The following is a 20,615-nucleotide window of genomic DNA, read 5'->3' as shown; positions in this document are numbered from 1 at the left end:
CCCCCGCCATCTCGCTCCGACGCATCATCTGCGCTGGTCGTGGTGGCGACGCCTCAGCCAGACCCGAGCCCGCCGCAGCCACTACAAACGCCGAGGCCACACCCCATAACTGTGATTGCAGTACTAGCCCTCGCACAGGTGCGTACCGATCTTGCCCGCGAGGTCGGCCGCCTCCATGTGTGTCAGCACAACCGCGATCCCACCGGCCAGGACGCAGAGGGTCGCCACCGCCACCGCGAGCAGCGACAGCCAGCCCTGCCAGACGGCCGTGGCGTTCTGCTGGTTGCGCTTCGCCCGCCGGAACATCCCGAAGTGCACGGCGACAGCGGCAACGGCGAGTAGCACAGCGCCGTATGCCGTCGCGTAGACCGTCCAGGAAAGCGACAGCCACGTGCAGCTCGCCGCCTGTTGCGCCGAGTGGTCGTTGGCCAACGACACATGTGCGACGAAGCACACGGCCGCCACCGCGGCGAACAGCGGCACGGCAAGGACCCCCATGCGCCAAGCGGTGGAGGGTCGGGCCGTCTGCTCAGTCATTGTGCTCATCAGTACCAGTCCGGTTTCGGGCGAACAATGCGGATCTTCTGCTGGCCCTCCGCCTCGATCTCATGGGGCATCCGGCCGTCCAGGCTTACGCTTTGGTACGAGGCGGTGTGCTGGGTGTACCGGATGTCGCCATCGGGTGTCACCGCCGTCACCACTGCGGCATGGTGGGTCGTCCCATGGGCCCGGCCCTCGGCCGGCTCGTCCTGCTCGAAGAAGATGATGTCGCCCGGACGCACATCGGAGGCGGGAACGTCCTCGGCGCCGTGCTTGAGCAGGAAGTCCTGGAGATGGCCGGCCGACGCCCAACTCTTGGAGTAGTACGCTCGCTGGTCCAGCCAGTCCCAGCCGGTGCCGCTCTCGTGCCCCCAGGTGTCGTCGCCCATGTAGCCGGTCCAGAAGTCGGACTTGGGCTGCATACCCGCGGCCTCCAGGGCACTGGACACAAAGTTGGTGCAGTTGTTGTCGAACTTCTCCTGGTCCGGCGTATTCCAGTGGTCGAGCGCGTACTGCACCAGCTTCACGCGGTCGAGCTTGCCATCCGTGCCGCGGAGTTCCTGCTTCACGCTGTCCGGAAGGCCGTTGAGATGGGCGAGGGCCACCGGCTCCGCCAGCATCAGGGTCTTCTGCTCCTGCGGCGAGAGCCCGTCCCACCACTCGCGCACCATCTGCGGATCCCTCCCGGTGGGGATGTCCGCCAGGAGCATGTCGAGTTGCGTATGCGAAGCCTCGGTCTGCACCTCGTTGAGCGCCTTGACCGGATCGGCAATGTCGATGTCCTTGGCCAGCTTGTCGAGTTCGGCGCAGGCCTTCTCGTCGGCCTGGGTCGCCTGGCGCAGCGCCTCGGCGATGAGGCCGTTGACCTCGTCGAGTTGCTTGCACTCCTTGTCGTACGCGTCCCGGACATTCTGCGGCACGTCGGGTCCGGTCGGTGCGTTGCCGGTGTACGTACCCACGGCGCGCCCGTTCTCGATGCGCAGCCCGTACTCGTCGACGAGGTCGATGGCGTGGTTCAACGTCCGTTGTGCCAACTCCATCGAGGAGGTCAGCCCGTCGACGACCATGGTGACGCCCTTGATGATGTCGCCACCCGCCTCGAGCCGCGTGGCGATGTCCGTAAGCCGCTTCGCGGCCTGCTTGCCGACTGCGTCCGTCCAGTGTTCGTCCAGCGGCTTCCTGCCCTGGTTCCGGATGTCGTCAGCGGCGGTATGCGCGTACTTCGCGAGGTTGGCCCAGTCGTCGGCCGCCTTGGTCCACCGGTCGACGCGGCAGTCGTGCAGGTCGTTGTAGGTCACCATGACGCTCACGCCTTCCCGAGGTCGCTGACGCCCCGGTGCAGCCGGTTCATGGCTTCTTCGATCTGCTGGTCGGTGTTGTCGTAGTCGCGTGCGGCATACTGCAAGCCGTCCGCCATGGAGTTCATCTGCTTCGCCAGGTCGAGCATGTGGTTCTCCCAGGCGGTGGCGCACCGTTGCAGCGCCGACGACGACGCCCACCCGTGGTGGCTTGCGGCCACGTGGATGCTGGAGTCCAGAGAATTTCGAAGGTTGTCGAGCGCGGTCGTCGCGGCGTCACTGGTACCGCCGGCACCCTGCCTGACGTAATCCGTACTTACTTGCATGTCCATGGCTACCCCGTTCGTCCCTCGGCAGGGTAGTGCAGGGTTTCAAGCGAACTGACCGAGGGCCTCAGTCATCTCCTTCCGCAGCGAGCCGGTGAACACCGCGGGGGCCCGCGGCTTGCGCAACTCGCCGTAGTGTGTGGTGGGTAGTGTTGTGCGATTTTCCGGCGCGCCGTCCGCCGGGCAGCGGGCCGGCGGGCAAATCCCGCTCACCCAGGACGACATGGCCGCGATCCTGGACGTGACCGCCAGAAGGTCAACGAAGCGCTGCGCGACGTCATGGGCCACGGCATCGTGGTGAAGCAGCAGAGCTGATCCGCAGTGCCGAGGGACGCTCGGAGTACGTCCAGGTCGACCAGCAGGACGCGCTCGCCGAGCTGCGCACGAGCAGCCGCCTGCCGGCGCTGGTGCGCTACCCCTCGCTGCAAGCACATGCGCGAGGCTGTAGAGGAGCTGCGCAAGGAGCGGGCCGCCAAACGGCGGGCGCGGCGAGAGCGCTTCGAGGCCGCCACGTCGGGAGAGGAAACGGACCAGTGAGCAACGGGTTGCTGTTCGTACCGGTCGACGCCGAAGGCGTCGTCGCCGCGCTCGACCTGCCGCGTGCTGTTCACCCTGCGGTCGCGCAGCGAGGCCGGCGGCCGGGTGGAACTGGGCCAGAACCAGATCGCGGCACTGCTGGGACTGAGCCGCCCCAGCGTCACCTCCGCCCTGCGCGAGCTGATACTGGCGCGGCTGGTCCGCAAGCAGCGCAACGGCGTCTACCCGCTCAACGCGATGCTGGCCGACGCCCGGGCCGCCATCGACGCGAGGCGGTACTCAAGGTCGAGTACGTCCACCGGCACACCTTCGCCACCCACGCCGAGGCCCGGCTGAAGACCGCAACGTGGATCGCGGACTTCTACAACACCAAGCGCCGCCACAGCGCGGCCGGCGGGAAACCGCCCGCGGAGTTCGCACGGATCATCCAGGAAGCGCGAGCCCGAACCGATCAGCAAAGCCGGGCAGCATAACCAACGTCTCTACACGCATCCAGGGGATTGACAATGCTGGACTTCACGCCGGATGCGCTGGCTGACCTATTCGCCGAGGACGCTGTCTATGAGTTTCCCTTCCTTGCGCCGCAGCGAGAGGCGTCACGTTACGAGGGGCGCGAGCAGATCCGTGCGGGTTTCACCCGTGCCTGGGCTTCGCCGTATCCGTCACCCGTGGTCGGGTTCCGCGACGTGCGGGTGCATGACACAGCGGACCCGGAGCTGATCATCGCCGAGCACGAGTTTGACGCTGTCAACCACGCCACAGGAGACAGCTTTACATCCGGGTTCGTACTCTTCCTGCAGGCCCGCGAAGCGCAGATCATCCACGTGAGGGACTACGCCGACGTTCTGAGGGTCTCAGCTGGCTTCGGGCGACTGCCCCAACTGTTCGAGCAACTGCAGAACACCGACCACGTGTAAGGCGTGGATAGCTGGCCGCTTGGTCAGCCAACTTGGTGCGCTGTCAGTGCTCACGCCTAGGGTCCCCGTATGAGTTCCTCCCTGAGTGTGTTTCTGCTCGATCCGGCCGCGACGCGCGGCCTGGTCGGGTCCGGCGACGAGCAGCTGCTCGAAGCGATACGCAGCCGCTTCGCGGACGACCTGGCATCCGACGACGACTATTTCCGCTACGAGATCGAGCAGGGCGCGCCCACCGCGTACGAGGCGCTGCGTGCGGTCATCCACGGCGGCCCGTTCAGCGGCGACGAGGAGCACGCTTTCCAGTACGGCTATGCCTACAAGCGGCTGTGCTCCCTGACCGGCGTCCCCCTGGACAACGACTGTTTCTGTCCGTACCGGGGCGACTGGCTGTCGGTGGTCGACCAGGGCCTGGAGGCATTGCGCATCACCGCGGTGTCCGTGGCCTCCTTCGACCGCGCGAATCTGCCCGATTCCTTGCCGTGGATGTACACGCCGGGTTGCGGCGAGTGGTCGCCGGAGCGGATCGGGCAGGCGCTGGAGCAGTTCGAAGCAACCAAGGCGGCGGACCAAGCCCCTCCGCTGGAGCCGGAGGTCGTAGAGGCGATCATGCAGTGCCTCGGCTGGATGCGTAGCGCGGCAGCGCGGCCTGGCTTCGGCATCATCGGCTTTCGTTCGTGACGTCCGCGCCAGGCAGCGGCAGGAGGCATTGCGGCCAGCTCACGTCCGCAATATGCGTGACGTGTGGTCAGAGATCCGAATGCATCGGCGACGCTTGAAAACGTGACCCACCATCGACGGTCGAGCATGGCCCCCCGATGTGTCAGTTGATCTCGCCCGGCTGTGCCCGATGGTATTCGTGTGGCCTGCCGGAAGCGACGCGTTGATCACCTTATGCCCAGTACACGTATTTCACGCCAACTATGGCTAGTTATAGGAGAGTTAGGAGTATAGGACCAGCTGAGAGCGCATCGTATTCATGCAGCACCTTACTGTAATCACCGCTGGTGAGAGGGTTACTGCATGCCATCGTTCCAGACCGGCTCAGTCCCGCACGACTTCACCATGGACGAAACCAGCAAGCGCCTCCACTACAAGGACGCCAGTCATCCCCGTCTCGCCGCCCAACCACAGCGGTTTCGGCTGGAAGAGGATCTGGTTCTCCCTCGGCGCGGACTACGCGGACGTCCGCATCAAAGTCGCCGTTCACAACGGCACCAGCTGGACCACCACCAACTACGACGTCCTCGCAGGCAGCCCCAGGGTCGGCTTCGAGGTCGCCACAGGCACCACCAAGCTGAGCATCGGGCGGGTGAAGAAGACCGCGACCGACACCAACGACAACTCTCCCTTCAGCTGGCTGCTCGAATCCCAGGCATAAGCGCACCACAACCGCACTGTTTCAGGGGGGAATTCATGCCGGACAATCAGGCGAGCGAAGTGATCCGCGGCGGGAGCCCGGACTCCGCAGTCGACCGGGTGGCCGACTTCTACGGCGCCTACATCGACGCCGTCTCCGACGGCACCGACGACCTGTCCGACCAACTTCGCGCCCACTACCTCACGGAAGATTTCCGCCAGCGTCTGGCCGCCTGGGAGGAGGCCAACCACGCCGACGGCGTCCTGCGCGCCCAGGATGTGCCCACCCACTGGGAAGTGCGCTATCACGACTCCGGTGCCGGGCACCTGTTCACCACCGTCACCCTCACCTGGGGCACCGGCCCAGGCGCCGGACACACCCAACTGGCCGTGCAGAGCGACCTGAGCACCAAACTCATCTCGGACATCGAAGACGCCCCATCCGGGCCCTGACGCAGGATCGGAGCAACTGAGACGGGGTGCGCTGCCGAGCCGAGCAGTGCACCCCGTCTCGATTCATCGGCGACCGCGGCGATGTGCCCCCACCAGGGCCGCAGGATGGCCCGTCGCGTCGGGACTGGTCGGTGGCGCTGGCGGCAGCGTCGGGGCCGGTTGCGGGCCCAGCGCCTGAAGTCGCCGATGCGGTAGAGGCGTTCGGCGCCCCTCTTGGCGACGCCGGTTTTCTCGACTGTGAACTTGAACGGTGCGCCGGGGGCGGAGCCCGGCAGGCACTTGGCGACATCGGCGAGGACCTGGTCGGCTCATGTTCGTAGCGGCCTGGCCGGGCTCGGCAGGTGAAGCGGCACGTGGCCCGGCCTCGGCCACGCGGACAGACGTCGCCGGGTGACGGTAGTGATTTCGGTAGGGGGTGCCGTAGCGGCCGCAGACCGGACCACGGGGAGCTTGCACATCGTGGTGAGGTGCGCAACGCCGCCCGGAATGCGCACCAACTCACCACGCGCACCGCCCCGAACGAACCTGGTGCACCTCACCAAGCGCCCCAGGCGCGGTGCGCATGCGCACGTCGGCGGCCTGCCGCTCCTCATCGTGGTCCCCCCCCCCGGTGCTCCATCAGCGACGCCCTGCCCGCACCGAGCAGAACGGGGCGCTTGACCGGAGGCTGGGCGAGCGGGTGGGACGGCCGTCGCTGGGTCTGCTGACCTTAACCGTCTACAGCGGGCCGTTGCTTGCCTGGATGGGCAGCGTCATCCGTGTGCGCCGCGGCGCTACTGAGGTTTTCGGTTCGGGGTGATGGTGATCTCGCTGGTGGGTGTATGCCGGTGTTATGCGGTATCCCGATGGAGGCGGTCTGACCGCGAAGCAGCGGGCTGTGCGGGAGCAAGTACGGTTCAAGGCCGCCGAGTTATTCGCGCAAGGGGTGACGCCGCCGCAGGTCGCGCGGCGATTACGGGTCTTCCGCAAGTCCGTATGCCTGGCATGCGCGTTGGCGGGAGGGCGGGGTGCAGGCTCTGCGGTCCAAGGGGCCGTCGGGGCGGCCTTCGCGTATGCGGCCGCACTGGCGGACCTGGCTGGCTGCCGAGCTGGAGAAGGGTCCGGCCGCGCACGGCTGGGTGGAGGACCAGCGATGGACCCTGGCCCGGGTGGCCACGATGATCGCGCGGCGCTTCCATGTCCGCTTCAGCACCGCGCAGACCTGGCGCATCCTGCTTTACCGTGCAGGTACCTCAGCGCCGGGCCGCCGAACGCGACGAGGACGCGGTGGCCACCTGGCTCAAGGAGACCTGGCCGCGCGTGGAAAGACGGTGAGGGACCAGGACGCGTGGCTGTGCTTCGCGGACGAGTCGGGCCAGGTGCTCCGGCCGCCGAAGGCACGGACCTGGTCCCGGCGTGGTCACACGCCCTGCGTCTCCGTCCGGGCCTCGGGCTCGGGGCGTATCTCGCTCGCCGGCGTGGTGTGTCGCAGGCGCGGTCATCGCACCCGGCTCATCTTCCGGACGCTGGTGCACCATGGCCGCAAGGGCGAGCGGAAGGGCTTTCGGGAGAAGGACTTCGCCGCCTTGCTGGGCGCGGTTCACCAGCAGCTCGGCGGCCCCATCGTGCTGGTGTGGGACTGTGAGGATGGTCGGGTGCCGCTTCGGGCGGTGGTCTGACTCGGTGTGGGACTGGCCTTGTTGCCTTGAAGTTGATCTGTCGGCCACTGCCTGGAGCGGTATCAGCTGCCGCCGAGCAGGGGACGTATCCCGATAGGGGCCTTCGCGACAGGCACCGTCACAGTCTTGACCTCCCCGGCCCCGCGGCGGCCACCGGTTCCGAGGCGATCAGGAGACAGGCGACCTTGCCCAGCATCACCCAGCCCGCTGCCCCATGTCACGTCCTAGCCCGCACTGGCGAAGAGGTCGTGCTCGGTGTCGACACTCACAAGGATGTCCACGCGGCGTCCGTTCTGAACGTCCTCGGCGTCGCCCTGGACGGATGCGTCTTCCCGGCCACCGCCGAGGGCTATCGTCAACTCCTCGCCTGGGCACGCTCATTCGGCGCCCTGCGCCGGGCCGGCGTGGAGTGCACCGGCTCCTACGGCGCCGCGCTCGCCCGCCACCTGCGTGCCGAGGGCATCGAGGTGACCGAGGTCAACCAGCCCGACAAGGCGGCACGTCGGCGCCATGGCAAGACGGACGCCATCGACACGGAAGCGGCGGCCCGCTCCCTGCTGTCCGGTCGCGCGACTGCGACCGCGAAGGTGGGCGACGGCCCGGTCGAGATGCTGCGGCTGCTCAAGCCGGCGAAGGGATCGGCCATCAAGCCCAGGACCCAGGCCACCAACCAGCTCAAGAGCGTCCTGGTCTCGACGGATGCAACCCTTCGCGATTCGCTGACTGGCTTGAGCAACCCGCACTCGTTCAAGCGGTGCGCGCTGCTGGACGACTCCCAGCAGGAGGGGCCGGCAAGCACTGCCCGGCACGTACTGAAACTCCTGGCCGGTCGCATCCACCACCTCACGCAGGAGATCGATGATCTGAACAAGCGCACGCCGAAGCACGCGCACCACAACCGGCCGTCAGCGGCGACGGAGGTGGAGGCGACCGGCCCACAGCCCCCAGCAGCAACGAGGACGACTACCCGGCGGTCCTGCGCCAAGCTGCGGGCATCGCCTACGCCCACATCGACTGCCCCGCGACACCTGGGCGTTCCTCGTCGCCCAATCCGCCAACGGAGAACACTTCCACCTCCCCTCCGACGTCGCCTCCGACAAACACGGCCTCATCGCCGCCGACCTCTCCGGCCCGACCCTCATCGCCGTCCTCGACGCGTTGTGGCACACCAAGCAGGCCCCAGAGACGACCGCGGGCACCCAGGCGCTCGCGGAGAAGATCTACGAGCGGATTGTCAACGCCCTGAGCGCGGTCGAGGCCACCAGCAGCAAGCCAACCGCGGACAAAGCCGACCAGGACGCGAAGGACGTCGTGAGCATCGTCATCGACGACCGGCCAGCGTGACCCGACCACCGGCCCGGTTCGCACCGGGCCGGTGCCGATCAGGCATCACTCGCCTCCTGGAGGGCCAGGTCGCGGTACGGCAACTCAACCGCCAGGTGGTCCAGCAGGTCCAGTTGTGCCTCGACCTGCTCGACCAGGTAAGCCGCCCCTTCCGATCCGTGCGCAGGATCTCGATGGGTCGCCAACGCTCGTCCTGCGCCGACCTACACCTTGCACTAGCGTGGAGAAAACGGTCCTCGACGCGGCAACGAGACGCCCGGTACAGACGGAACCGCAACGAGTCCCGCAGTCCGACAGCAGCTACGGTGCAGCAGCACGCGCCCCACTGCTCAGAGGTCACGCGCGGGTTCGCCTTTCCTCCCCATCCCTACCGCAGTTCAGGAGTAAGTGATGAAATGGATGATGGGGTCGGGGCACGCGATCGGCGCTGCCAACATCGCAGCAGCTACCAACTCACCCGAACTACTGCAAAAGTTCCTTGGAAAGGCACTTGCAGACCTCGATATCAACCCGATTATTGAAACCGGCACCTTGCGCCGGGAACTTCGCAGCATTCAAGGCACAGCCCACCAGGCAGCCCAGTCCGGCTACCCCGTCACGCCGTTTTCCCTCGATATACAAAATCGCATGGCGGAGTTCCTCAACCAAGAGTCAGCGACACTGGGGGCACGCCTGGCAAACGCGTTCTCAGCCGGTGCGCACCTTGGATGGGGTTATATGCGATGCGCCCAGCACTTTCAGCTCGACACTGTTCAAACGAACATCCAACATGCTGGACAACACCTCAAAGCGATCGACGACAGCGGCATTCATCTCGACTACGCGAAGGGCATCAGCGAGCTGAGCCAACAGTACGCGCAGGCGCACACAGGCCATCCGACATGGGCAACCGTCGCGGAACTCTTCGAGACGTTCACCTCCCGCATGATGGACGCACTCCCCCCACCGTAAGAGTGGGCCTGGTGGCCCCCACCCCGCTGATCAGGAAACGGCGGGGAGTTGACGCACCCGGCCGTTCGCGCGTTCGGGGCTACAAGCTGCTCGGATCCGCGTTCGCGCCGCACAGGACGACCGCGACGCGCTCGCCCTCGGCCGGCGCGTAGAGCCGCCCGTGAGCGCCGCGAGGGCCGTGGCCGCACCGTGCTCGACCACCAGGCGGCGGTGGTCCCACAGCGCCCGACGCGTCCGCACGGTCTCCTCGTCGGCAACAAGGACCGGCCGCACGCCCTCCTGCAGGGCAGCGTGGAGAGCCATCTCGGAGGTACGGCGGGCGCCGAGCGAGTCGGCGGCGATCGAGTCGACCGTCACGTCGACGACCCGGTCGGCCTTCAACGCCGCGTTCAATGCCCGGCAGTTCCCCGGCTCGACCGCCACGGTGCGTACCCCATGCTCCGCGGCGTCGGTGGCGACCCCGGCGAACAAGCCGCCACCGCCGACCGCTACGACCAGCGTGTCCAAGGCAGGGATCTGCTGTCGGATCTCCTCCAGCAGCGTCCCGGCCCCCGCAGCGATGGAGCTCCGTGCCCGACCTTCCGGTGAGGCACGGCGCCCTGGTGTCGTTGCGGTGTCTCAGGAGGGCACGGCCGCGCTGAGGATGTCGGCGTGGTTGAACGCCAGCCGTACCGGCAGGTCGTCCAAGGGGCCACCAGCGGGCGGCGCGGGCATCGTCCCCGGCGGTGATCGGAGTGTTGGCGGGGACGACAACCGTGTAGGCAACGGTGACGTACCTGCCGCGCGGGTCGCGTTCGGGGTGGTCCCAGACGCCGATCTGACGCAGGTCGTCGGCGGCCACATGGACACCGGTCTCCTCAGCCAGCTCTGATGGCGCTGCTTGAATATCCCCACCCCGTGCTCCGGGTTGGGCCGGACCTGCTCAGTTGATCTCCCCACCCTTGCGACGAAGGTGCCGCAAGCCGTGGACGACGAAGGCGTCGACTTGGGCGGTCACCGTGGGCTGAGTTCTCCGGGTGGGATGGGCACCTCGAGTGCCTACCGGGCGGGCGGGGTCACTCGGTCGGGGAGGTGGAGTCGTCGACGGATGTGGGTGGGCATCAGGAGTGCTTGGTCGGCGAGGATCTCCAGGAACGCTGCGGCGATGGGGTCGGGGCTGGTGCGGGTGTAGGCGGTGATCCGGCGGTGGATCGGGGGGTCGGGGCGCAGGACCGCGCCGGCGAAGTGCGGGGGGATGGTGTTGGCGGGGACGAGGGTGGGACCGAGTCCGGCTGACGCGTAGTTGGCCGCTGCGGGGGCCTGTTCGGTGCGTACCGCGGTCTTCGGGTGGAATCCGGCACTGGCGCAGGCCTGATCGAGGATGTCGGCGAGTCCGCTGTCGGGGGTGAAGTGCACCCACTCGCGATCCGCGAGGTCGGCGAGGCGTACCTGGGGCGCGGTCTGGTCAGATGCGGCGATGGGGTCGGCGGTGTGGGTGACGACCAGGAACTCCTCCGCGCCGATGTACCGAGTGGGGCCGTCCCAGTCGGCGGGCGGTGGGCCGAGGGCGATGTCAGCCTGGCCGGCTGCCATGGCCGCGGTCAGGTCGTGCGCGTGCCGGTGTTCGAAGAGTCGGATCCGCACTCCGGGGTGTCGGCCGCGCCAGATGCCGAGCGCGGTGGGCAGCACGCCGAAGCTGATGGAGTAGAGCGTGGCGAGGTGGAGTTCGCCCGTGGCGACGCCGGCGGCCCGGCGGGCAGCGGTGGTGGCGCGTTCGGCGTCGGCGAGGGCGGCGCGGGCGTGCGGGAGCATGGCGCGCCCGGCGGGGGTGAGCCGCACCGCGCGGGGCAGGCGTTCCAGCAGCGGGCCGCCGACCTCGCGTTCCAGGGCCTGGAACTGGTGGGACAGCCCCGGTTGTGTGACGTGGAGGCGCTCGGCGGCGCGGGTGAAGGAGCCCTCGTCCACGATGGCCACGAGGTATTCGAGCTGTCGCAGCGTTGCCATGTGCTCAGCTTATGTCTTTGATAGAAATCATTCCTTGGACCTATGGCGGGGGGTTTCCGCAGGATGGGCTCATGCCGCGCGGCGAGGGCATTGCCCCCGACCCGCGCCTCCCATCCTCGTCTGGAAACCCCAAGGAGCTCGTCATGTCCGACCAGCCCAAGACCACCGTCCTCGCCACCTTCGCGGCGGCCCCGCACGCCACTGACGCGGACTTCGCGACGGTCATCGACGCCGAGCTGGCCCGCGCCAAGGAACTCGTTGACCAAGGCGTGATCGTGCACGGCTACCACCGCACCGACCTGGTCGGCGCGGCGCTGATCGTGGACGCCGAGACGGTCGAGGCCGCCCGCGCCATCCTCGCCACCCTGCCCGCGGTCGCGGCCGGCCTGGTCGAGACCGAGTCGATCATGCCGCTCATCCCGCTGCAGCTGCCGCAGGACTGACACGACCCCCTGCCGGGCGCGTGCACCGTGCCCGCGTCCGGCATCACCCGCAGTGTCTGGAGCACTACCCATGTCCGACATCCCTGACCTGCCGGCGCCGGTCCTGGACCCGGCCGCGCAGGCACTCGCCGACCAGGCCGCCGCCGGTCCGGACCCACGGCGTCTGACGCCCTCGCAGATCCGCGCGGGGCTGGACCGGGCTCAGTCCGGCCCGGTTCCCCGGCCCGAGGCGCGCATCGAGGACCTGACCGTGCCCGGTGGCCCCACCGGCCCGGTGCGCGTGCGCGTCGTACGCCCGCCCGAGTCGGCGGGCGTGGCCGGACTGCTGCCGGTGGTCCTGCACCTGCACGGCGGCGGCTGGATCGCGGGCAGCACCACCAGCCACGACCGGCTGCTGCGCGAACTCGCGTTGGGCACGGGGGCGGCCGTGGTCTTCGTCGACTACGACCTGGCCCCGGAGGCGCCCTACCCCACCGCCCTCCAGCAGGCCGACACCGTCGCCCGCTGGATCACCGCGCACGGCCGCGCAGCCGGCCTGGACGCGTTCCGTATGGCCGTGCTCGGGGACAGCGCCGGCGGGAGTCTGGCCGCCGCCCTGACCCTGCTGGCCAAGGAGCACGGCGCGTTCTCCTTCGTCCAACAGGTGCTGCTCTACCCGCCACTGTCGGCGGACGGCGACACCCCCTCCTACCGGCAGTTCGCGCACGGCTACCTCCAAAGCGCCGACTACCTGCGCTGGTTGTGGCAGCAGTACATCCCCGACCCGGCCAGACGCGCCGAGCCGACCGCGACCCCGCTGCACGCCCCTTCCGAGCAACTCGCCGGGCTGCCACCGGCGCTGATCATCACCGCCGAGGCGGACGTACTGCGCGACGAGGGCGAGGCGTACGCCGCCCGATTGCGCGCCGCCCAGGTGCCTGTCACGGCGGTGCGCTACCTGGGCACCGTGCACGCCTTCGTTGTCCTCAACGCCCTGCGCGACACCCCGGCGGCCCGCGCCGCCACCGCCCAGGTCACCGCGACGCTGCGCGACGCCCTCCACACGCGACTGGAATCCTCATGACCACCCGAACCCGAACTCCCGTGCCCGCGCTGACCGTGGGCAACATCGCGCTCTCCTTCCACCGCGCCGCGGCGGCCGTCATCCGCCGCGTGCTGGAGGCCCACGGCCACCGGGTGCGCGGCCTCGAGGCCCCGCACGAGCAGCTCTTCCACCTCCAGCAGGCCGGGGAGGTGGACGTGCTCGTCTCCGCCTGGCTGCCCTCCAGCCACGACGCCTACCTCGCCCCCTACCGCGACCAGGCCGTTGTCCTCGCTCCGCAATACGAGCCGTACTGCGTCTGGGCCGTGCCGCCGTACGTCCCCGCCGAGCTGGTCGGCGAGGTCGCCGACCTCGCCCGCCCCGAGGTGGCCGCGCGGATGACCCTCGCCATCGACGGCATCAACCCCGGCGCGGGCATCAGCAGATTCTCCACGCACATCGTCTCCGAGTACGGCCTCGACCGGGTCGGCTACACCTTCACACCCGGCACCGAGCCCGCCTTCATCGCCCGCGTCGAACAAGGGATCGCCGACCGGGAATGGTTCGTCATCCCGCTCTGGCGCCCGCAGTACCTCAACCGCCGCCACGGCCTACGCGCCCTCGCCGAGCCCAAGGGGCTGCTGGGCACCGTCGACGCGGCCAGTCCCGTCATCCGCCGGGAGTCCCTCGACCGCATCCACCCCGACGCCCTCACCCGCCTCAAGGCCCTCCACCTGGGCAACGACGGCATCGAAGAACTCGACACCCTGATCAACGCCGACGGCCTCACCCCGCTCCAGGCCGCCGACCGCTACCTCACCGCCCAACCGGCACTGCTCCCGTAACACCTGACGAAGGAAACCGTCATGAGTGAGAACCACAGCACGACCATGCACGCGGTCGCCTACCGCAAGAACCTCCCGATCGACGACCCCCAGTCCCTGCTGGACGTCGAACTGCCGGTCCCTTCGCCCGGCCCGCGCGACCTGCTCGTCCAGGTCGAGGCCGTCGCCGTCAACCCGGTCGACTACAAGGTCCGACAGAACGCCGACCCGGGCGAAAAGCTCCGAGTACTCGGCTGGGACGCGGCCGGCACCGTCGTCGCGGTCGGCGAGCAGGTCGAGCTCTTCAAGGTCGGCGACGAGGTCTACTACGCGGGCGCGCTCGACCGGCCCGGCGCCAACTCCCAGTTCCACACGGTGGACGAACGGCTGGTCGGCCGCAAGCCGACCACGCTCTCCTTCGCCGAGGCCGCCGCGCTGCCGCTGACCTCGCTCACCGCCTGGGAGGGCCTCTTCGACCGCATGGGATTGCGCAACGGCGCCCTGGAACGGACCGGGGCCCTGCTGGTGACCGCCGCCGCAGGCGGGGTCGGCTCGATCGTCACCCAGCTCGCCCGCGCCCTTACCGGGCTGACCGTGATCGGCACCGCCTCCCGCCCGGAGACCGCCGCGTTCGCACGCCGGATGGGCGCCCAGCACATCATCGACCATCGCAAGCCCCTGGCCGCGCAGTTGGCCGAGGTAGCACCCGGCGGGGCGGACTACATCTTCAGCACCGCGAGCACCGACCGCAACATCGCGGCCTATGCCAAGGCGCTCAACCCCTTCGGCCAGGTCGTCGCCATCGACGACTTCGACACCCTCGACATCGGCGCGCTCAAGCCCAAGAGCGCCTCATTCCACTGGGAGTTCATGTACACCCGCTCCATGTTCCAGACCCCGGACCAGGCAATGCAGCATCACATCCTCACCCGGATCGCCCATCTCGTGGACATAGGCATCCTCACCACCACCGCCACCCAGGACCTCGGCCCCGTAAACGCCGACAACCTCCGCGAGGCCCACCGCATCCAGGAATCCGGCACGGCCATCGGCAAGACCACCCTCACCGGCTTCTGACAAAAGCTGCGTCGGGCACCAGCGCCCGGCGGCTGTCGGCCGCCGGGCGGTCAGATGCCCTCCGCTCGGCCACGACGCCTTGCAGGAATGCCCCGCCAGCCTGATCAGTGTGCGCCGCGGCGATGGAGTTCTGTCCTTCGCCGCCCCGCCGATGGTCCGCGACGGCGAGCGAGCGGCTGCGCGAGCACCTGCGCCCCAGGCTGGTCTTCGGCAGTGGCGGGCCCGACCGCAGCGTCGCCCAGAGCCTGCGTGACCTTCTCGACGAGCAACTGTGTGACGGTACCGCCCTGGAAGAGGCCGCGCGCCTGGCCCACGCCCACCCCGCGCATCTCGTACGTGCCTTCAGCGGCGCCTTCGGGATCGCCCCGCACCAGTACATGATGTCCAGCCGCGTCGACCTGTCCCGCCGTCTGCTACTTGACGGACAGTCTCCAGGCGAGGTGGCGACCGCAGCCGGCTTCCAAGACCAGTCCCATCTCGCCCGGCACTTCAAGTGAGTCGTGGGCATCACCCCGGGCCGCCACGCCCGTACCGGAGCCGTCAACTGAGCATGGGCCGCCCCCCGGCTTGCTGCTTGCTGCTTGCTCCCCAGCGGGAGGCACACCAACGTCCTACGCAGCCACCACCACGCGCAGAGGACCTTGGTGACAACAAGTCTGCCTTTGCGACAACCATCATGCCTCGCCTCAACGGGTATGAACCGAAGCACGATAGTTGTCACCGGGGGCGCCTGCCGACCTGCAACTTCGGCGTTGAAGCACGGTGGTCGTCACCAGTTCGGGGCGCTACGTGTCACCAGCAGCGCGCGAAGCATAGTGGGTGCCACCGGCTACGGCGGTCCGCCGGTCGCCTGAGCTGCACAGCGACTCAGTCAGTGAGCCTGGACACGTTGGTTGGAACCAGTGAGCGTCGGTGAGCTGTGGTTTCTGGTCCGCGGGACAGGCTTGTTGGCACCAATTGGTCACGCTTCTTGCAACCAACCGTGAGTTGTCAGACTTCTTGGCCCAGTCACCGCGCGCACAACCGGTCCAAGGACGCGCGGCTCTCCTCGTCCGCGGCGCGGTAGACCAGCAGGCGCAGTTCCGGGTCCTGGAGCGGCAGCAGGACTTCGAAGTCGACGGTGATCGCACCGGCGACCGGATGCCGCAGCAACTTCCGGCCGCGTCCGTTGACGCCGACCTGCCGCTGCGACCACAAGCGGGCGAAGTCCTCGTCCTGCGTGGCGAATTCGGCGATGAGGCCGGACAGTTCCCGGTCCTCCGGGTGCGTGGCCCATGCCGCGCGCAGGTGGGCGATCCCATCCCGCAGCACCTGCTCCCGGTCGACGTAGAAGTCGCGCATCGCCGGGTGCAGCAGGCACAGCCACATCGCGTTGCGCCGTGACGGCGGCACGGCCTCGAAATCCGGTAGCAGCCGGGCCATTTCGGGGTTCCAGGCGAGGATGTCGTAGCGGTGGTCCAGCAGCATGGCCGGCAGCGGCGAGAGGTCAGCGACCAGGCGGCCCAGCGACGGCGCCGCACCCGCGGCCGGCCCACCGGTGGTGCGGGGGCGGCGGCGTCCGGCCAGGTCGAACAGGTAGTCGCGTTCGCTCGGATCCAGGCACAGGGCCCGGGCCAGCGCCGCCAGCACCTCTGCCGAGGGCCGCAGCCCGCGGCCCTGCTCCAACCGGACCACGTAGTCGGTGCTGACCCCGGCCAGTTCGGCGACCTCCTCTCGGCGCAGCCCCGGCGTCCGCCGGGGCCGGCGGTGCGACGGCAGGCCCAGCCGGTCGGGGTCGAGGCCTTCGCGCCTGCTGCGCAGGAAGGCGGCCAACTCCTGGGCGGTGTCCATGGTTCGGGTCGTCATGACCGGTCCAACCGCCAGGGTGGGATCGGTCTTCCCAGGAAGTGCCGTCCCTTACCCCCGGGCCGCCGCCGTCACAGACTCGGTGTCGGCAACGGACTTCGAGCACAGGAGGACCTGATGGCACTGACCCTCGACGCCTACCGGCTGCTGGGCCGCTCGGGACTGCGGGTCTCACCGCTGGCCCTGGGTACGGCGACCTTCGGCACCGAGTGGGGCTGGGGCGCCGAACGGGCCGAGGCCCGCAAGCTGTTCGACCACTACGTCGGGCTCGGCGGCAACCTCCTGGACACCGCCGACACCTACACCGACGGCAGCTCCGAGCGCCTGCTAGGCGAGTTCGCCCGCCAGGAGCGCGAACGCCTGGTGCTGGCGACCAAGTACTCGACGCTGCGCCGCCCCGGCGACCCCAACTCCGGGGGCGGTCACCGCAAGGCCCTGTTCGGCTCGGTGGAGGGGAGCCTGCGGCGGCTGGCCACCGACTACATAGACCTGCTGTACCTGCACGTGTGGGACTTCCGGACGCCGGTCGAGGAGGTCCTGCGCGGCCTGGACGACCTGGTCCGGCAGGGCAAGGTGCTGTACGTGGCGATCTCCAACACCCCGGCCTGGCAGGTCTCCCGGATGCAGGCGATCGCCGACCTGCGCGGCTGGGCGCCACTGGTCGCGCTGCAGCTCGAGTACAGCCTGATCGAACGCACCGCGGAGCGCGACCTGATCCCGATGGCCCAGGAACTGGGCCTGGGCGTGGTCCCGTACTCCCCGCTGGGCGGCGGGGTGCTCAGCGGCAAGTACGGCCGCAACGACGTGACCGCGACGGGCGACGGCACCGGCGACGGCACCCGCAAGGGCCTCAACCTCGCCCTGGGCACGCTCACCGAACGCAACCTGGCCGTGGCCGAAGTCGCCCGGGACGTCGCCGCCGAACTGGGCCGCACCCCGGCCCAGATCGCGCTGGCCTGGACCCTGCGCAACCCGGGCGTGGCGACCACGCTGATCGGGGCCCGCACCCCCACCCAACTGGAGGAGAACCTGGGCGCCTTGGAGGTCGAGTTCACAGCCACCCAGCTGGCCCGCCTGGACGCGGCCAGCGCGATCGAACTCGGCCAGCCGCACGACCTACTGGCGAGCGACCACATCCGCCAGGTGACCACGGGCGGCCTGCGGATCGAGACCCGCCGCTGACGGCCAGCCGTCAGCGGCGGAAACCGGGACCTGGAGCCGCGGTCGGTTCACCGCCCGGGCGAGCCACGTCCGGAACGCTTGCCCCGTCGGACCCCGTCGAACCCAGTGACCTTCACCGTTCTCACACCCCCGGTCGGGAGTGAGCCTAGGCGCGCCGGCCGAACCGGTTGCAACTCTCGTGACCAGGTAACGGCCGGTCGCCTTCGCGATGTTGAGCATTTTGCGGTGCATTTTCACCCGAGCCTTGGAGACCACCGCGGCCCGGATATCAGGCCGCCATGTCGGCCGCTCCAACGCCGGCCAACGCTCGCCGTCACGGTAGTGACGGCCCTGCGGGCGCTCCCGCCGCCAGCTGACAATGCCGGGATGACCCGACCCAGAATCCGTGTCGCCGCATACGTAATCCGGCATCGCGCCGTCCCCGAAGTCCTGGTGTTCGACCACGTCGGTATGCCCGAGGCCGGCACCCAAGTCCCTGCCGGACGGGTCAAATCAGGCGAAGACGCGGAAGAAGCGGTCCTACGAGAGGTCGCCGAGGAGACCGGTTTACTGACAGCCGCGGTGGTCCGGCAGATCGCCGTGGAGGACAAGCCCCATCCCGACACGGGGCAAGCCCGACGAACCACCTTCTTCTTCCTCCAGGCGTCAGCAGAAACCCCCGATGCGTGGGACCACTACGTCAACGGCGACGGTGACGACGCTGGCCTCACCTTCACCTGCCGATTCCTCCCCCTCCCCCTGAAGGAACCACTGGCCGACGATCAAGACGCATGGCTGGGCCACATCGATCCACGCTGGACCACCGGAACTGGCGACAGTCAGTAATCAGCAGCCGGCCCCGTCCGCTGAATAGGCGACACCTCGACATGCGGGCTTACCAGTCCCGAGGCCGGTCCAGTAGGCACGTTGCGCCCATGGCCTCTTTCGGGTCTGATCGCGCAGTCGCCGCCCGCCGGGTCGGTACACGCGGCTACGCTCGGCCGTCATGACGACGAGCGGGGGGCGGTGACACGGGAACTGAGCGGCCGGGCGAGCGGAGTGATGCGCGCGAGGTCAGGGAGGTGAGGGTGGCGACGTGGGCTCCCTGAGCGGTGAGGGCGACGAACATCGCCTCCAGATGGCCCGCGACTTCGTCGGCGTCGAACTGCGGCCGTAGCAGGTCGTTGACCCCGGCGACCACGGTGGCCAGGTCGAGGGCGCAGGGCGAGCGCGGGGGCGAGCTGCTCGGTGTGGACGTGGCGGACGAGGCGTCCCCGTACGCCCAGATTGGCGTACTGCATACCAGGGTTGTGCTGAGCGAGGTGTTCGGCGAGCCGGTCGGCGAATCCGCGCAGCCCCATGGTGTCGTCGCCGTCGCCGAGGCCCTCGGTCTGGCTGTCACCCAGGGCAACATAGCGCAGGTAGTGCACGTCACTGCTGGGCATGGTCGCCTTCTCTCTCGCGCAAGATGGTGGCCGTGCGTTCGCACCAGTCATGGTTGCCTTGCTCGAAGGCGAGGCCGCGCAGGCAGGTGAGGTAGGGGCCGATGCGCTCGCCGTGGCGCAGGAACTCCTCTTCGGTGCGGTCGCCCCGCATGGTGCGCAGGAGCTTGTCGAACAGGTCGGTCTTGGCCCGGGCGAAAGCCGCGCGTTCGGTGAGCTGTTCGACCAGCGTCCGGGTGTCGATGTGGTCTGCGGCCTGGACCTTGACGAGCAGGTCGTCGCGGATGAAGGAGGGCTTGGCGGCGGTGACTGCGAAGTGGTCCAGTTCGGCCAGACCGGCGTCGGTGACCTGGAAAAGGCGCTTGTTGGGCCGGGTGTCCTGGACTACTTCCCGGCCGGTGATCAGCCCGTCCTTCTCCAGCCGGGTCAGCTCGGCGTACACCTGCTGCGGCTGAGCGTGCCAGAAGTTCGCCACACCGAGATCGAACGCCTTGACCAGTTGGTATCCGCTCAGCTCTTCATCGAGCAGCGCTGCGAGAACAGCGTGCCGCAATGCCATCGGGTCACCTCCTTCTGGCGTCTGTCCATGGACAGACGCCATGCTACTCATGTATCTGATTACTCATATCGATGAGTATGGAAAGGAGGGGAAGCCATGACTACAGCGGAACGCTTCCGCGCCGCCGTCGACAGCCGTGACCTCGCAGCCCTGGAGGACCTGTTCACCGACGACATCCGCTTCTACAGCCCCGTGAAGTTCACCCCGTTCGAGGGCAGGCCCATGGTGCTGGGCCTCTTCGGGGTCTTGCTGCGCACCTTCGAGAACTTCCGCTACATCGGCCACTACGCCGGCACCGCGGAGACAAGCGCCGACGGCGTCGCCTCCCCCTCGGCGGTCCTGCTTTTCCGTGCCGCCGTCAACGGCAAGCAGATCCACGGCATCGACCTGCTGCACTACGACGAGGACGGTCGGATCAAGGAGTTCACGGTCATGGTCCGGCCGCAGTCCGCCGTCCACACCCTGGGCGAGGCGGTCCTCGCCGGGCTGGTCGCTGACGGTCTGCTCCCGCAGCCCGCCAATCAGTAAGGAGGGCACCCCGGGACCCCGAGAGCAGACCTCCCTGCCGATCGTCCAGCACGCAGGCAAGTGGGGAAGGTGAACGCCCCTACGGAATTCCAGAGAGCGCCAACACCACAGCAGTGCGGCCGAAGGAGAGCGTCGATGCGCGCCCCTACGAGGGCCACCACACCGACCTGGCCGAACTCCACGGCCGCCGCGTCATCGTCTGCTCCGAAGTCATGTGCCGGGCCCCACTAGAGCGTGTTCGTAGTTGCGATCACGAGTTGGTGGATTCGGCCGCGCCGTGTCCCGTGGCCTGGTAGGCCAGGGGCATGGCGCGTGGCGATCTGACGGATGATGAGTGGGCCCTGGTCGAACC

At 68.6% G+C, this 20,615-nt stretch carries 24 protein-coding genes and 6 pseudogenes; 18 read left to right on the top strand and 12 right to left on the bottom strand.

Going from position 1 to position 20,615, the window contains the following annotated elements; genetic code table 11:
• Positions 1 to 123: 123 nt before the first annotated feature.
• The 4 genes from P3G67_RS35110 to P3G67_RS35095 are packed head-to-tail and all read right to left on the bottom strand — an operon-like array spanning position 124 to position 2,452.
• Positions 124 to 546 (bottom strand): hypothetical protein, encoded by a 423-nt coding sequence (locus P3G67_RS35110; RefSeq protein ID WP_276097127.1) that lies wholly within the window; start codon positions 544 to 546, stop codon positions 124 to 126.
• Positions 546 to 1,841 carry an amidase domain-containing protein gene (locus P3G67_RS35105; protein WP_276097126.1) on the bottom strand — a complete coding sequence of 432 codons (1,296 nt, stop codon included), beginning with the start codon at positions 1,839 to 1,841 and terminating at the stop codon, positions 546 to 548. The genes P3G67_RS35110 and P3G67_RS35105 overlap by 1 nt, the downstream gene beginning before the upstream one ends.
• Positions 1,842 to 1,846: 5 nt before the next feature.
• Complete coding sequence (locus tag P3G67_RS35100) at positions 1,847 to 2,170, bottom strand: type VII secretion target (protein ID WP_276097125.1); 324 nt, start codon at positions 2,168 to 2,170, stop codon at positions 1,847 to 1,849.
• Between the two features lie 39 nt (positions 2,171 to 2,209).
• Positions 2,210 to 2,452, bottom strand: a complete 243-nt coding sequence (locus tag P3G67_RS35095) for a hypothetical protein (RefSeq protein WP_276097124.1) — start codon at positions 2,450 to 2,452, stop codon at positions 2,210 to 2,212.
• A 312-nt stretch (positions 2,453 to 2,764) separates the two neighbouring features.
• Here P3G67_RS35095 and P3G67_RS35090 point away from each other — a divergent pair, with 312 nt between their 5' ends.
• The 7 genes and pseudogenes from P3G67_RS35090 to P3G67_RS36410 form a co-directional block, all read left to right on the top strand.
• Complete coding sequence (locus P3G67_RS35090; protein ID WP_276097123.1) at positions 2,765 to 3,037, top strand: helix-turn-helix domain-containing protein; 273 nt, start codon at positions 2,765 to 2,767, stop codon at positions 3,035 to 3,037.
• Positions 3,034 to 3,174: a hypothetical protein gene (locus tag P3G67_RS35085; protein ID WP_276097128.1), complete on the top strand. Its 141-nt coding sequence runs from the start codon at positions 3,034 to 3,036 to the stop codon at positions 3,172 to 3,174. The genes P3G67_RS35090 and P3G67_RS35085 overlap by 4 nt, the downstream gene beginning before the upstream one ends.
• Before the next feature lie 33 nt (positions 3,175 to 3,207).
• Positions 3,208 to 3,618 carry a nuclear transport factor 2 family protein gene (locus P3G67_RS35080; RefSeq protein ID WP_276097122.1) on the top strand — a complete coding sequence of 137 codons (411 nt, stop codon included), beginning with the start codon at positions 3,208 to 3,210 and terminating at the stop codon, positions 3,616 to 3,618.
• A 69-nt stretch (positions 3,619 to 3,687) separates the two neighbouring features.
• Positions 3,688 to 4,296 (top strand): DUF7691 family protein, encoded by a 609-nt coding sequence (locus tag P3G67_RS35075; protein WP_276097121.1) that lies wholly within the window; start codon positions 3,688 to 3,690, stop codon positions 4,294 to 4,296.
• Positions 4,297 to 4,594: 298 nt separating this feature from the next.
• Positions 4,595 to 4,996: a hypothetical protein gene (locus P3G67_RS35070; protein WP_276097120.1), complete on the top strand. Its 402-nt coding sequence runs from the start codon at positions 4,595 to 4,597 to the stop codon at positions 4,994 to 4,996.
• 35 nt (positions 4,997 to 5,031) lie between these two features.
• Positions 5,032 to 5,427 (top strand): hypothetical protein, encoded by a 396-nt coding sequence (locus tag P3G67_RS35065; RefSeq protein ID WP_276097119.1) that lies wholly within the window; start codon positions 5,032 to 5,034, stop codon positions 5,425 to 5,427.
• An 832-nt stretch (positions 5,428 to 6,259) separates the two neighbouring features.
• Positions 6,260 to 7,046 (top strand): annotated as a pseudogene (locus P3G67_RS36410) (IS630 family transposase); the annotation flags it as partial.
• 263 nt (positions 7,047 to 7,309) lie between these two features.
• Here the strand turns inward: P3G67_RS36410 and P3G67_RS35050 are convergent.
• The gene (locus P3G67_RS35050; RefSeq protein ID WP_276097132.1) at positions 7,310 to 7,444 is read right to left on the bottom strand and encodes a hypothetical protein; all 135 of its coding nucleotides are present in this window, start codon (positions 7,442 to 7,444) and stop codon (positions 7,310 to 7,312) included.
• Here P3G67_RS35050 and P3G67_RS35045 point away from each other — a divergent pair.
• Positions 7,379 to 7,720, top strand: a pseudogene (locus P3G67_RS35045) (IS110 family transposase); the annotation flags it as partial. The gene P3G67_RS35050 and the pseudogene P3G67_RS35045 sit on opposite strands and share 66 nt — an antisense overlap.
• A gap of 523 nt (positions 7,721 to 8,243) precedes the next feature.
• A complete protein-coding gene (locus P3G67_RS35040) occupies positions 8,244 to 8,429 on the top strand; it encodes a hypothetical protein (RefSeq protein ID WP_276097131.1) in 186 nt (61 codons plus the stop codon).
• A gap of 38 nt (positions 8,430 to 8,467) precedes the next feature.
• Here P3G67_RS35040 and P3G67_RS35035 read toward each other — a convergent pair whose 3' ends face one another.
• Positions 8,468 to 8,614, bottom strand: coding sequence for a hypothetical protein (locus P3G67_RS35035; RefSeq protein WP_276097130.1), 147 nt, complete (start codon positions 8,612 to 8,614; stop codon positions 8,468 to 8,470).
• A gap of 205 nt (positions 8,615 to 8,819) precedes the next feature.
• Between P3G67_RS35035 and P3G67_RS35030 the strand changes: the two genes are divergently transcribed.
• Positions 8,820 to 9,380 (top strand): hypothetical protein, encoded by a 561-nt coding sequence (locus P3G67_RS35030; protein ID WP_276097129.1) that lies wholly within the window; start codon positions 8,820 to 8,822, stop codon positions 9,378 to 9,380.
• A 79-nt stretch (positions 9,381 to 9,459) separates the two neighbouring features.
• On the opposite strand, the pseudogene P3G67_RS35025 reads toward P3G67_RS35030, so the two are convergent.
• The 3 genes and pseudogenes from P3G67_RS35025 to P3G67_RS35015 all read right to left on the bottom strand — a co-directional run.
• A pseudogene (locus P3G67_RS35025) lies at positions 9,460 to 9,941 on the bottom strand (pyridoxal-phosphate dependent enzyme); the annotation flags it as partial.
• Between the two features lie 175 nt (positions 9,942 to 10,116).
• A pseudogene (locus tag P3G67_RS36265) lies at positions 10,117 to 10,221 on the bottom strand (hypothetical protein); the annotation flags it as partial.
• Between the two features lie 197 nt (positions 10,222 to 10,418).
• A complete protein-coding gene (locus P3G67_RS35015) occupies positions 10,419 to 11,363 on the bottom strand; it encodes a LysR family transcriptional regulator (RefSeq protein WP_276097117.1) in 945 nt (314 codons plus the stop codon).
• A 143-nt stretch (positions 11,364 to 11,506) separates the two neighbouring features.
• Between P3G67_RS35015 and P3G67_RS35010 the strand changes: the two genes are divergently transcribed.
• The 5 genes and pseudogenes from P3G67_RS35010 to P3G67_RS34990 form a co-directional block, all read left to right on the top strand.
• Positions 11,507 to 11,806 (top strand): YciI family protein, encoded by a 300-nt coding sequence (locus tag P3G67_RS35010; RefSeq protein WP_276097116.1) that lies wholly within the window; start codon positions 11,507 to 11,509, stop codon positions 11,804 to 11,806.
• Between the two features lie 70 nt (positions 11,807 to 11,876).
• Entirely contained in the window at positions 11,877 to 12,869 is a 993-nt protein-coding gene (locus tag P3G67_RS35005) for an alpha/beta hydrolase (RefSeq protein WP_276097115.1), read from the top strand.
• Complete coding sequence (locus P3G67_RS35000) at positions 12,866 to 13,672, top strand: glycine betaine ABC transporter substrate-binding protein (RefSeq protein ID WP_276097114.1); 807 nt, start codon at positions 12,866 to 12,868, stop codon at positions 13,670 to 13,672. The genes P3G67_RS35005 and P3G67_RS35000 overlap by 4 nt, the downstream gene beginning before the upstream one ends.
• A 21-nt stretch (positions 13,673 to 13,693) precedes the next feature.
• Positions 13,694 to 14,728, top strand: coding sequence for a zinc-binding alcohol dehydrogenase family protein (locus P3G67_RS34995; protein WP_276097113.1), 1,035 nt, complete (start codon positions 13,694 to 13,696; stop codon positions 14,726 to 14,728).
• A 158-nt stretch (positions 14,729 to 14,886) separates the two neighbouring features.
• Positions 14,887 to 15,225, top strand: a pseudogene (locus P3G67_RS34990) (helix-turn-helix domain-containing protein); the annotation flags it as partial.
• A gap of 511 nt (positions 15,226 to 15,736) precedes the next feature.
• Here the strand turns inward: P3G67_RS34990 and P3G67_RS34985 are convergent.
• Positions 15,737 to 16,573, bottom strand: coding sequence for a helix-turn-helix domain-containing protein (locus P3G67_RS34985; RefSeq protein WP_276097112.1), 837 nt, complete (start codon positions 16,571 to 16,573; stop codon positions 15,737 to 15,739).
• Between the two features lie 117 nt (positions 16,574 to 16,690).
• Here P3G67_RS34985 and P3G67_RS34980 point away from each other — a divergent pair, with 117 nt between their 5' ends.
• Together P3G67_RS34980 and P3G67_RS34975 are read left to right on the top strand one after the other, a co-directional pair.
• Positions 16,691 to 17,755 carry an aldo/keto reductase gene (locus tag P3G67_RS34980; RefSeq protein ID WP_276097111.1) on the top strand — a complete coding sequence of 355 codons (1,065 nt, stop codon included), beginning with the start codon at positions 16,691 to 16,693 and terminating at the stop codon, positions 17,753 to 17,755.
• Between the two features lie 366 nt (positions 17,756 to 18,121).
• On the top strand, positions 18,122 to 18,580 hold the full coding sequence (locus tag P3G67_RS34975) for an NUDIX hydrolase (protein WP_276097110.1): 459 nt from the start codon (positions 18,122 to 18,124) through the stop codon (positions 18,578 to 18,580).
• 176 nt (positions 18,581 to 18,756) lie between these two features.
• Here the strand turns inward: P3G67_RS34975 and P3G67_RS34970 are convergent.
• Positions 18,757 to 19,179 (bottom strand): annotated as a pseudogene (locus P3G67_RS34970) (SGNH/GDSL hydrolase family protein); the annotation flags it as partial.
• Positions 19,166 to 19,735 (bottom strand): PadR family transcriptional regulator, encoded by a 570-nt coding sequence (locus P3G67_RS34965; RefSeq protein WP_276097109.1) that lies wholly within the window; start codon positions 19,733 to 19,735, stop codon positions 19,166 to 19,168. The pseudogene P3G67_RS34970 and the gene P3G67_RS34965, both read right to left, overlap by 14 nt.
• Before the next feature lie 96 nt (positions 19,736 to 19,831).
• On the opposite strand from P3G67_RS34965, the gene P3G67_RS34960 reads away from it, so the two are divergent.
• Positions 19,832 to 20,263: a nuclear transport factor 2 family protein gene (locus tag P3G67_RS34960; protein ID WP_276097108.1), complete on the top strand. Its 432-nt coding sequence runs from the start codon at positions 19,832 to 19,834 to the stop codon at positions 20,261 to 20,263.
• Positions 20,264 to 20,615: the final 352 nt, after the last annotated feature.

This window comes from Streptomyces silvisoli, assembly GCF_029269905.1.
Taxonomy (GTDB): Bacteria; Actinomycetota; Actinomycetes; order Streptomycetales; family Streptomycetaceae; genus Streptantibioticus_A; species Streptantibioticus_A silvisoli_A.
Note: the sequence above shows the minus strand (reverse complement) of the source record. Positions and strands in the feature narration are given on the sequence as shown.

Coding starts and splice junctions, on each gene's coding strand:
- P3G67_RS35110 (WP_276097127.1), bottom strand. CDS start 546: ATGAGCACAATGACTGAGCAGACGGCCCGACCCTCCACCGCTTGGCGC.
- P3G67_RS35070 (WP_276097120.1), top strand. CDS start 4,595: ATGCAGCACCTTACTGTAATCACCGCTGGTGAGAGGGTTACTGCATGC.
- P3G67_RS35030 (WP_276097129.1), top strand. CDS start 8,820: ATGAAATGGATGATGGGGTCGGGGCACGCGATCGGCGCTGCCAACATC.
- P3G67_RS35075 (WP_276097121.1), top strand. CDS start 3,688: ATGAGTTCCTCCCTGAGTGTGTTTCTGCTCGATCCGGCCGCGACGCGC.
- P3G67_RS34995 (WP_276097113.1), top strand. CDS start 13,694: ATGAGTGAGAACCACAGCACGACCATGCACGCGGTCGCCTACCGCAAG.
- P3G67_RS35065 (WP_276097119.1), top strand. CDS start 5,032: ATGCCGGACAATCAGGCGAGCGAAGTGATCCGCGGCGGGAGCCCGGAC.
- P3G67_RS35080 (WP_276097122.1), top strand. CDS start 3,208: ATGCTGGACTTCACGCCGGATGCGCTGGCTGACCTATTCGCCGAGGAC.
- P3G67_RS35100 (WP_276097125.1), bottom strand. CDS start 2,170: ATGGACATGCAAGTAAGTACGGATTACGTCAGGCAGGGTGCCGGCGGT.
- P3G67_RS34960 (WP_276097108.1), top strand. CDS start 19,832: ATGACTACAGCGGAACGCTTCCGCGCCGCCGTCGACAGCCGTGACCTC.
- P3G67_RS35000 (WP_276097114.1), top strand. CDS start 12,866: ATGACCACCCGAACCCGAACTCCCGTGCCCGCGCTGACCGTGGGCAAC.
- P3G67_RS35015 (WP_276097117.1), bottom strand. CDS start 11,363: ATGGCAACGCTGCGACAGCTCGAATACCTCGTGGCCATCGTGGACGAG.
- P3G67_RS34985 (WP_276097112.1), bottom strand. CDS start 16,573: ATGACGACCCGAACCATGGACACCGCCCAGGAGTTGGCCGCCTTCCTG.
- P3G67_RS35105 (WP_276097126.1), bottom strand. CDS start 1,841: ATGGTGACCTACAACGACCTGCACGACTGCCGCGTCGACCGGTGGACC.
- P3G67_RS35005 (WP_276097115.1), top strand. CDS start 11,877: ATGTCCGACATCCCTGACCTGCCGGCGCCGGTCCTGGACCCGGCCGCG.
- P3G67_RS34975 (WP_276097110.1), top strand. CDS start 18,122: ATGACCCGACCCAGAATCCGTGTCGCCGCATACGTAATCCGGCATCGC.
- P3G67_RS34965 (WP_276097109.1), bottom strand. CDS start 19,735: ATGGCATTGCGGCACGCTGTTCTCGCAGCGCTGCTCGATGAAGAGCTG.
- P3G67_RS35010 (WP_276097116.1), top strand. CDS start 11,507: ATGTCCGACCAGCCCAAGACCACCGTCCTCGCCACCTTCGCGGCGGCC.
- P3G67_RS34980 (WP_276097111.1), top strand. CDS start 16,691: ATGGCACTGACCCTCGACGCCTACCGGCTGCTGGGCCGCTCGGGACTG.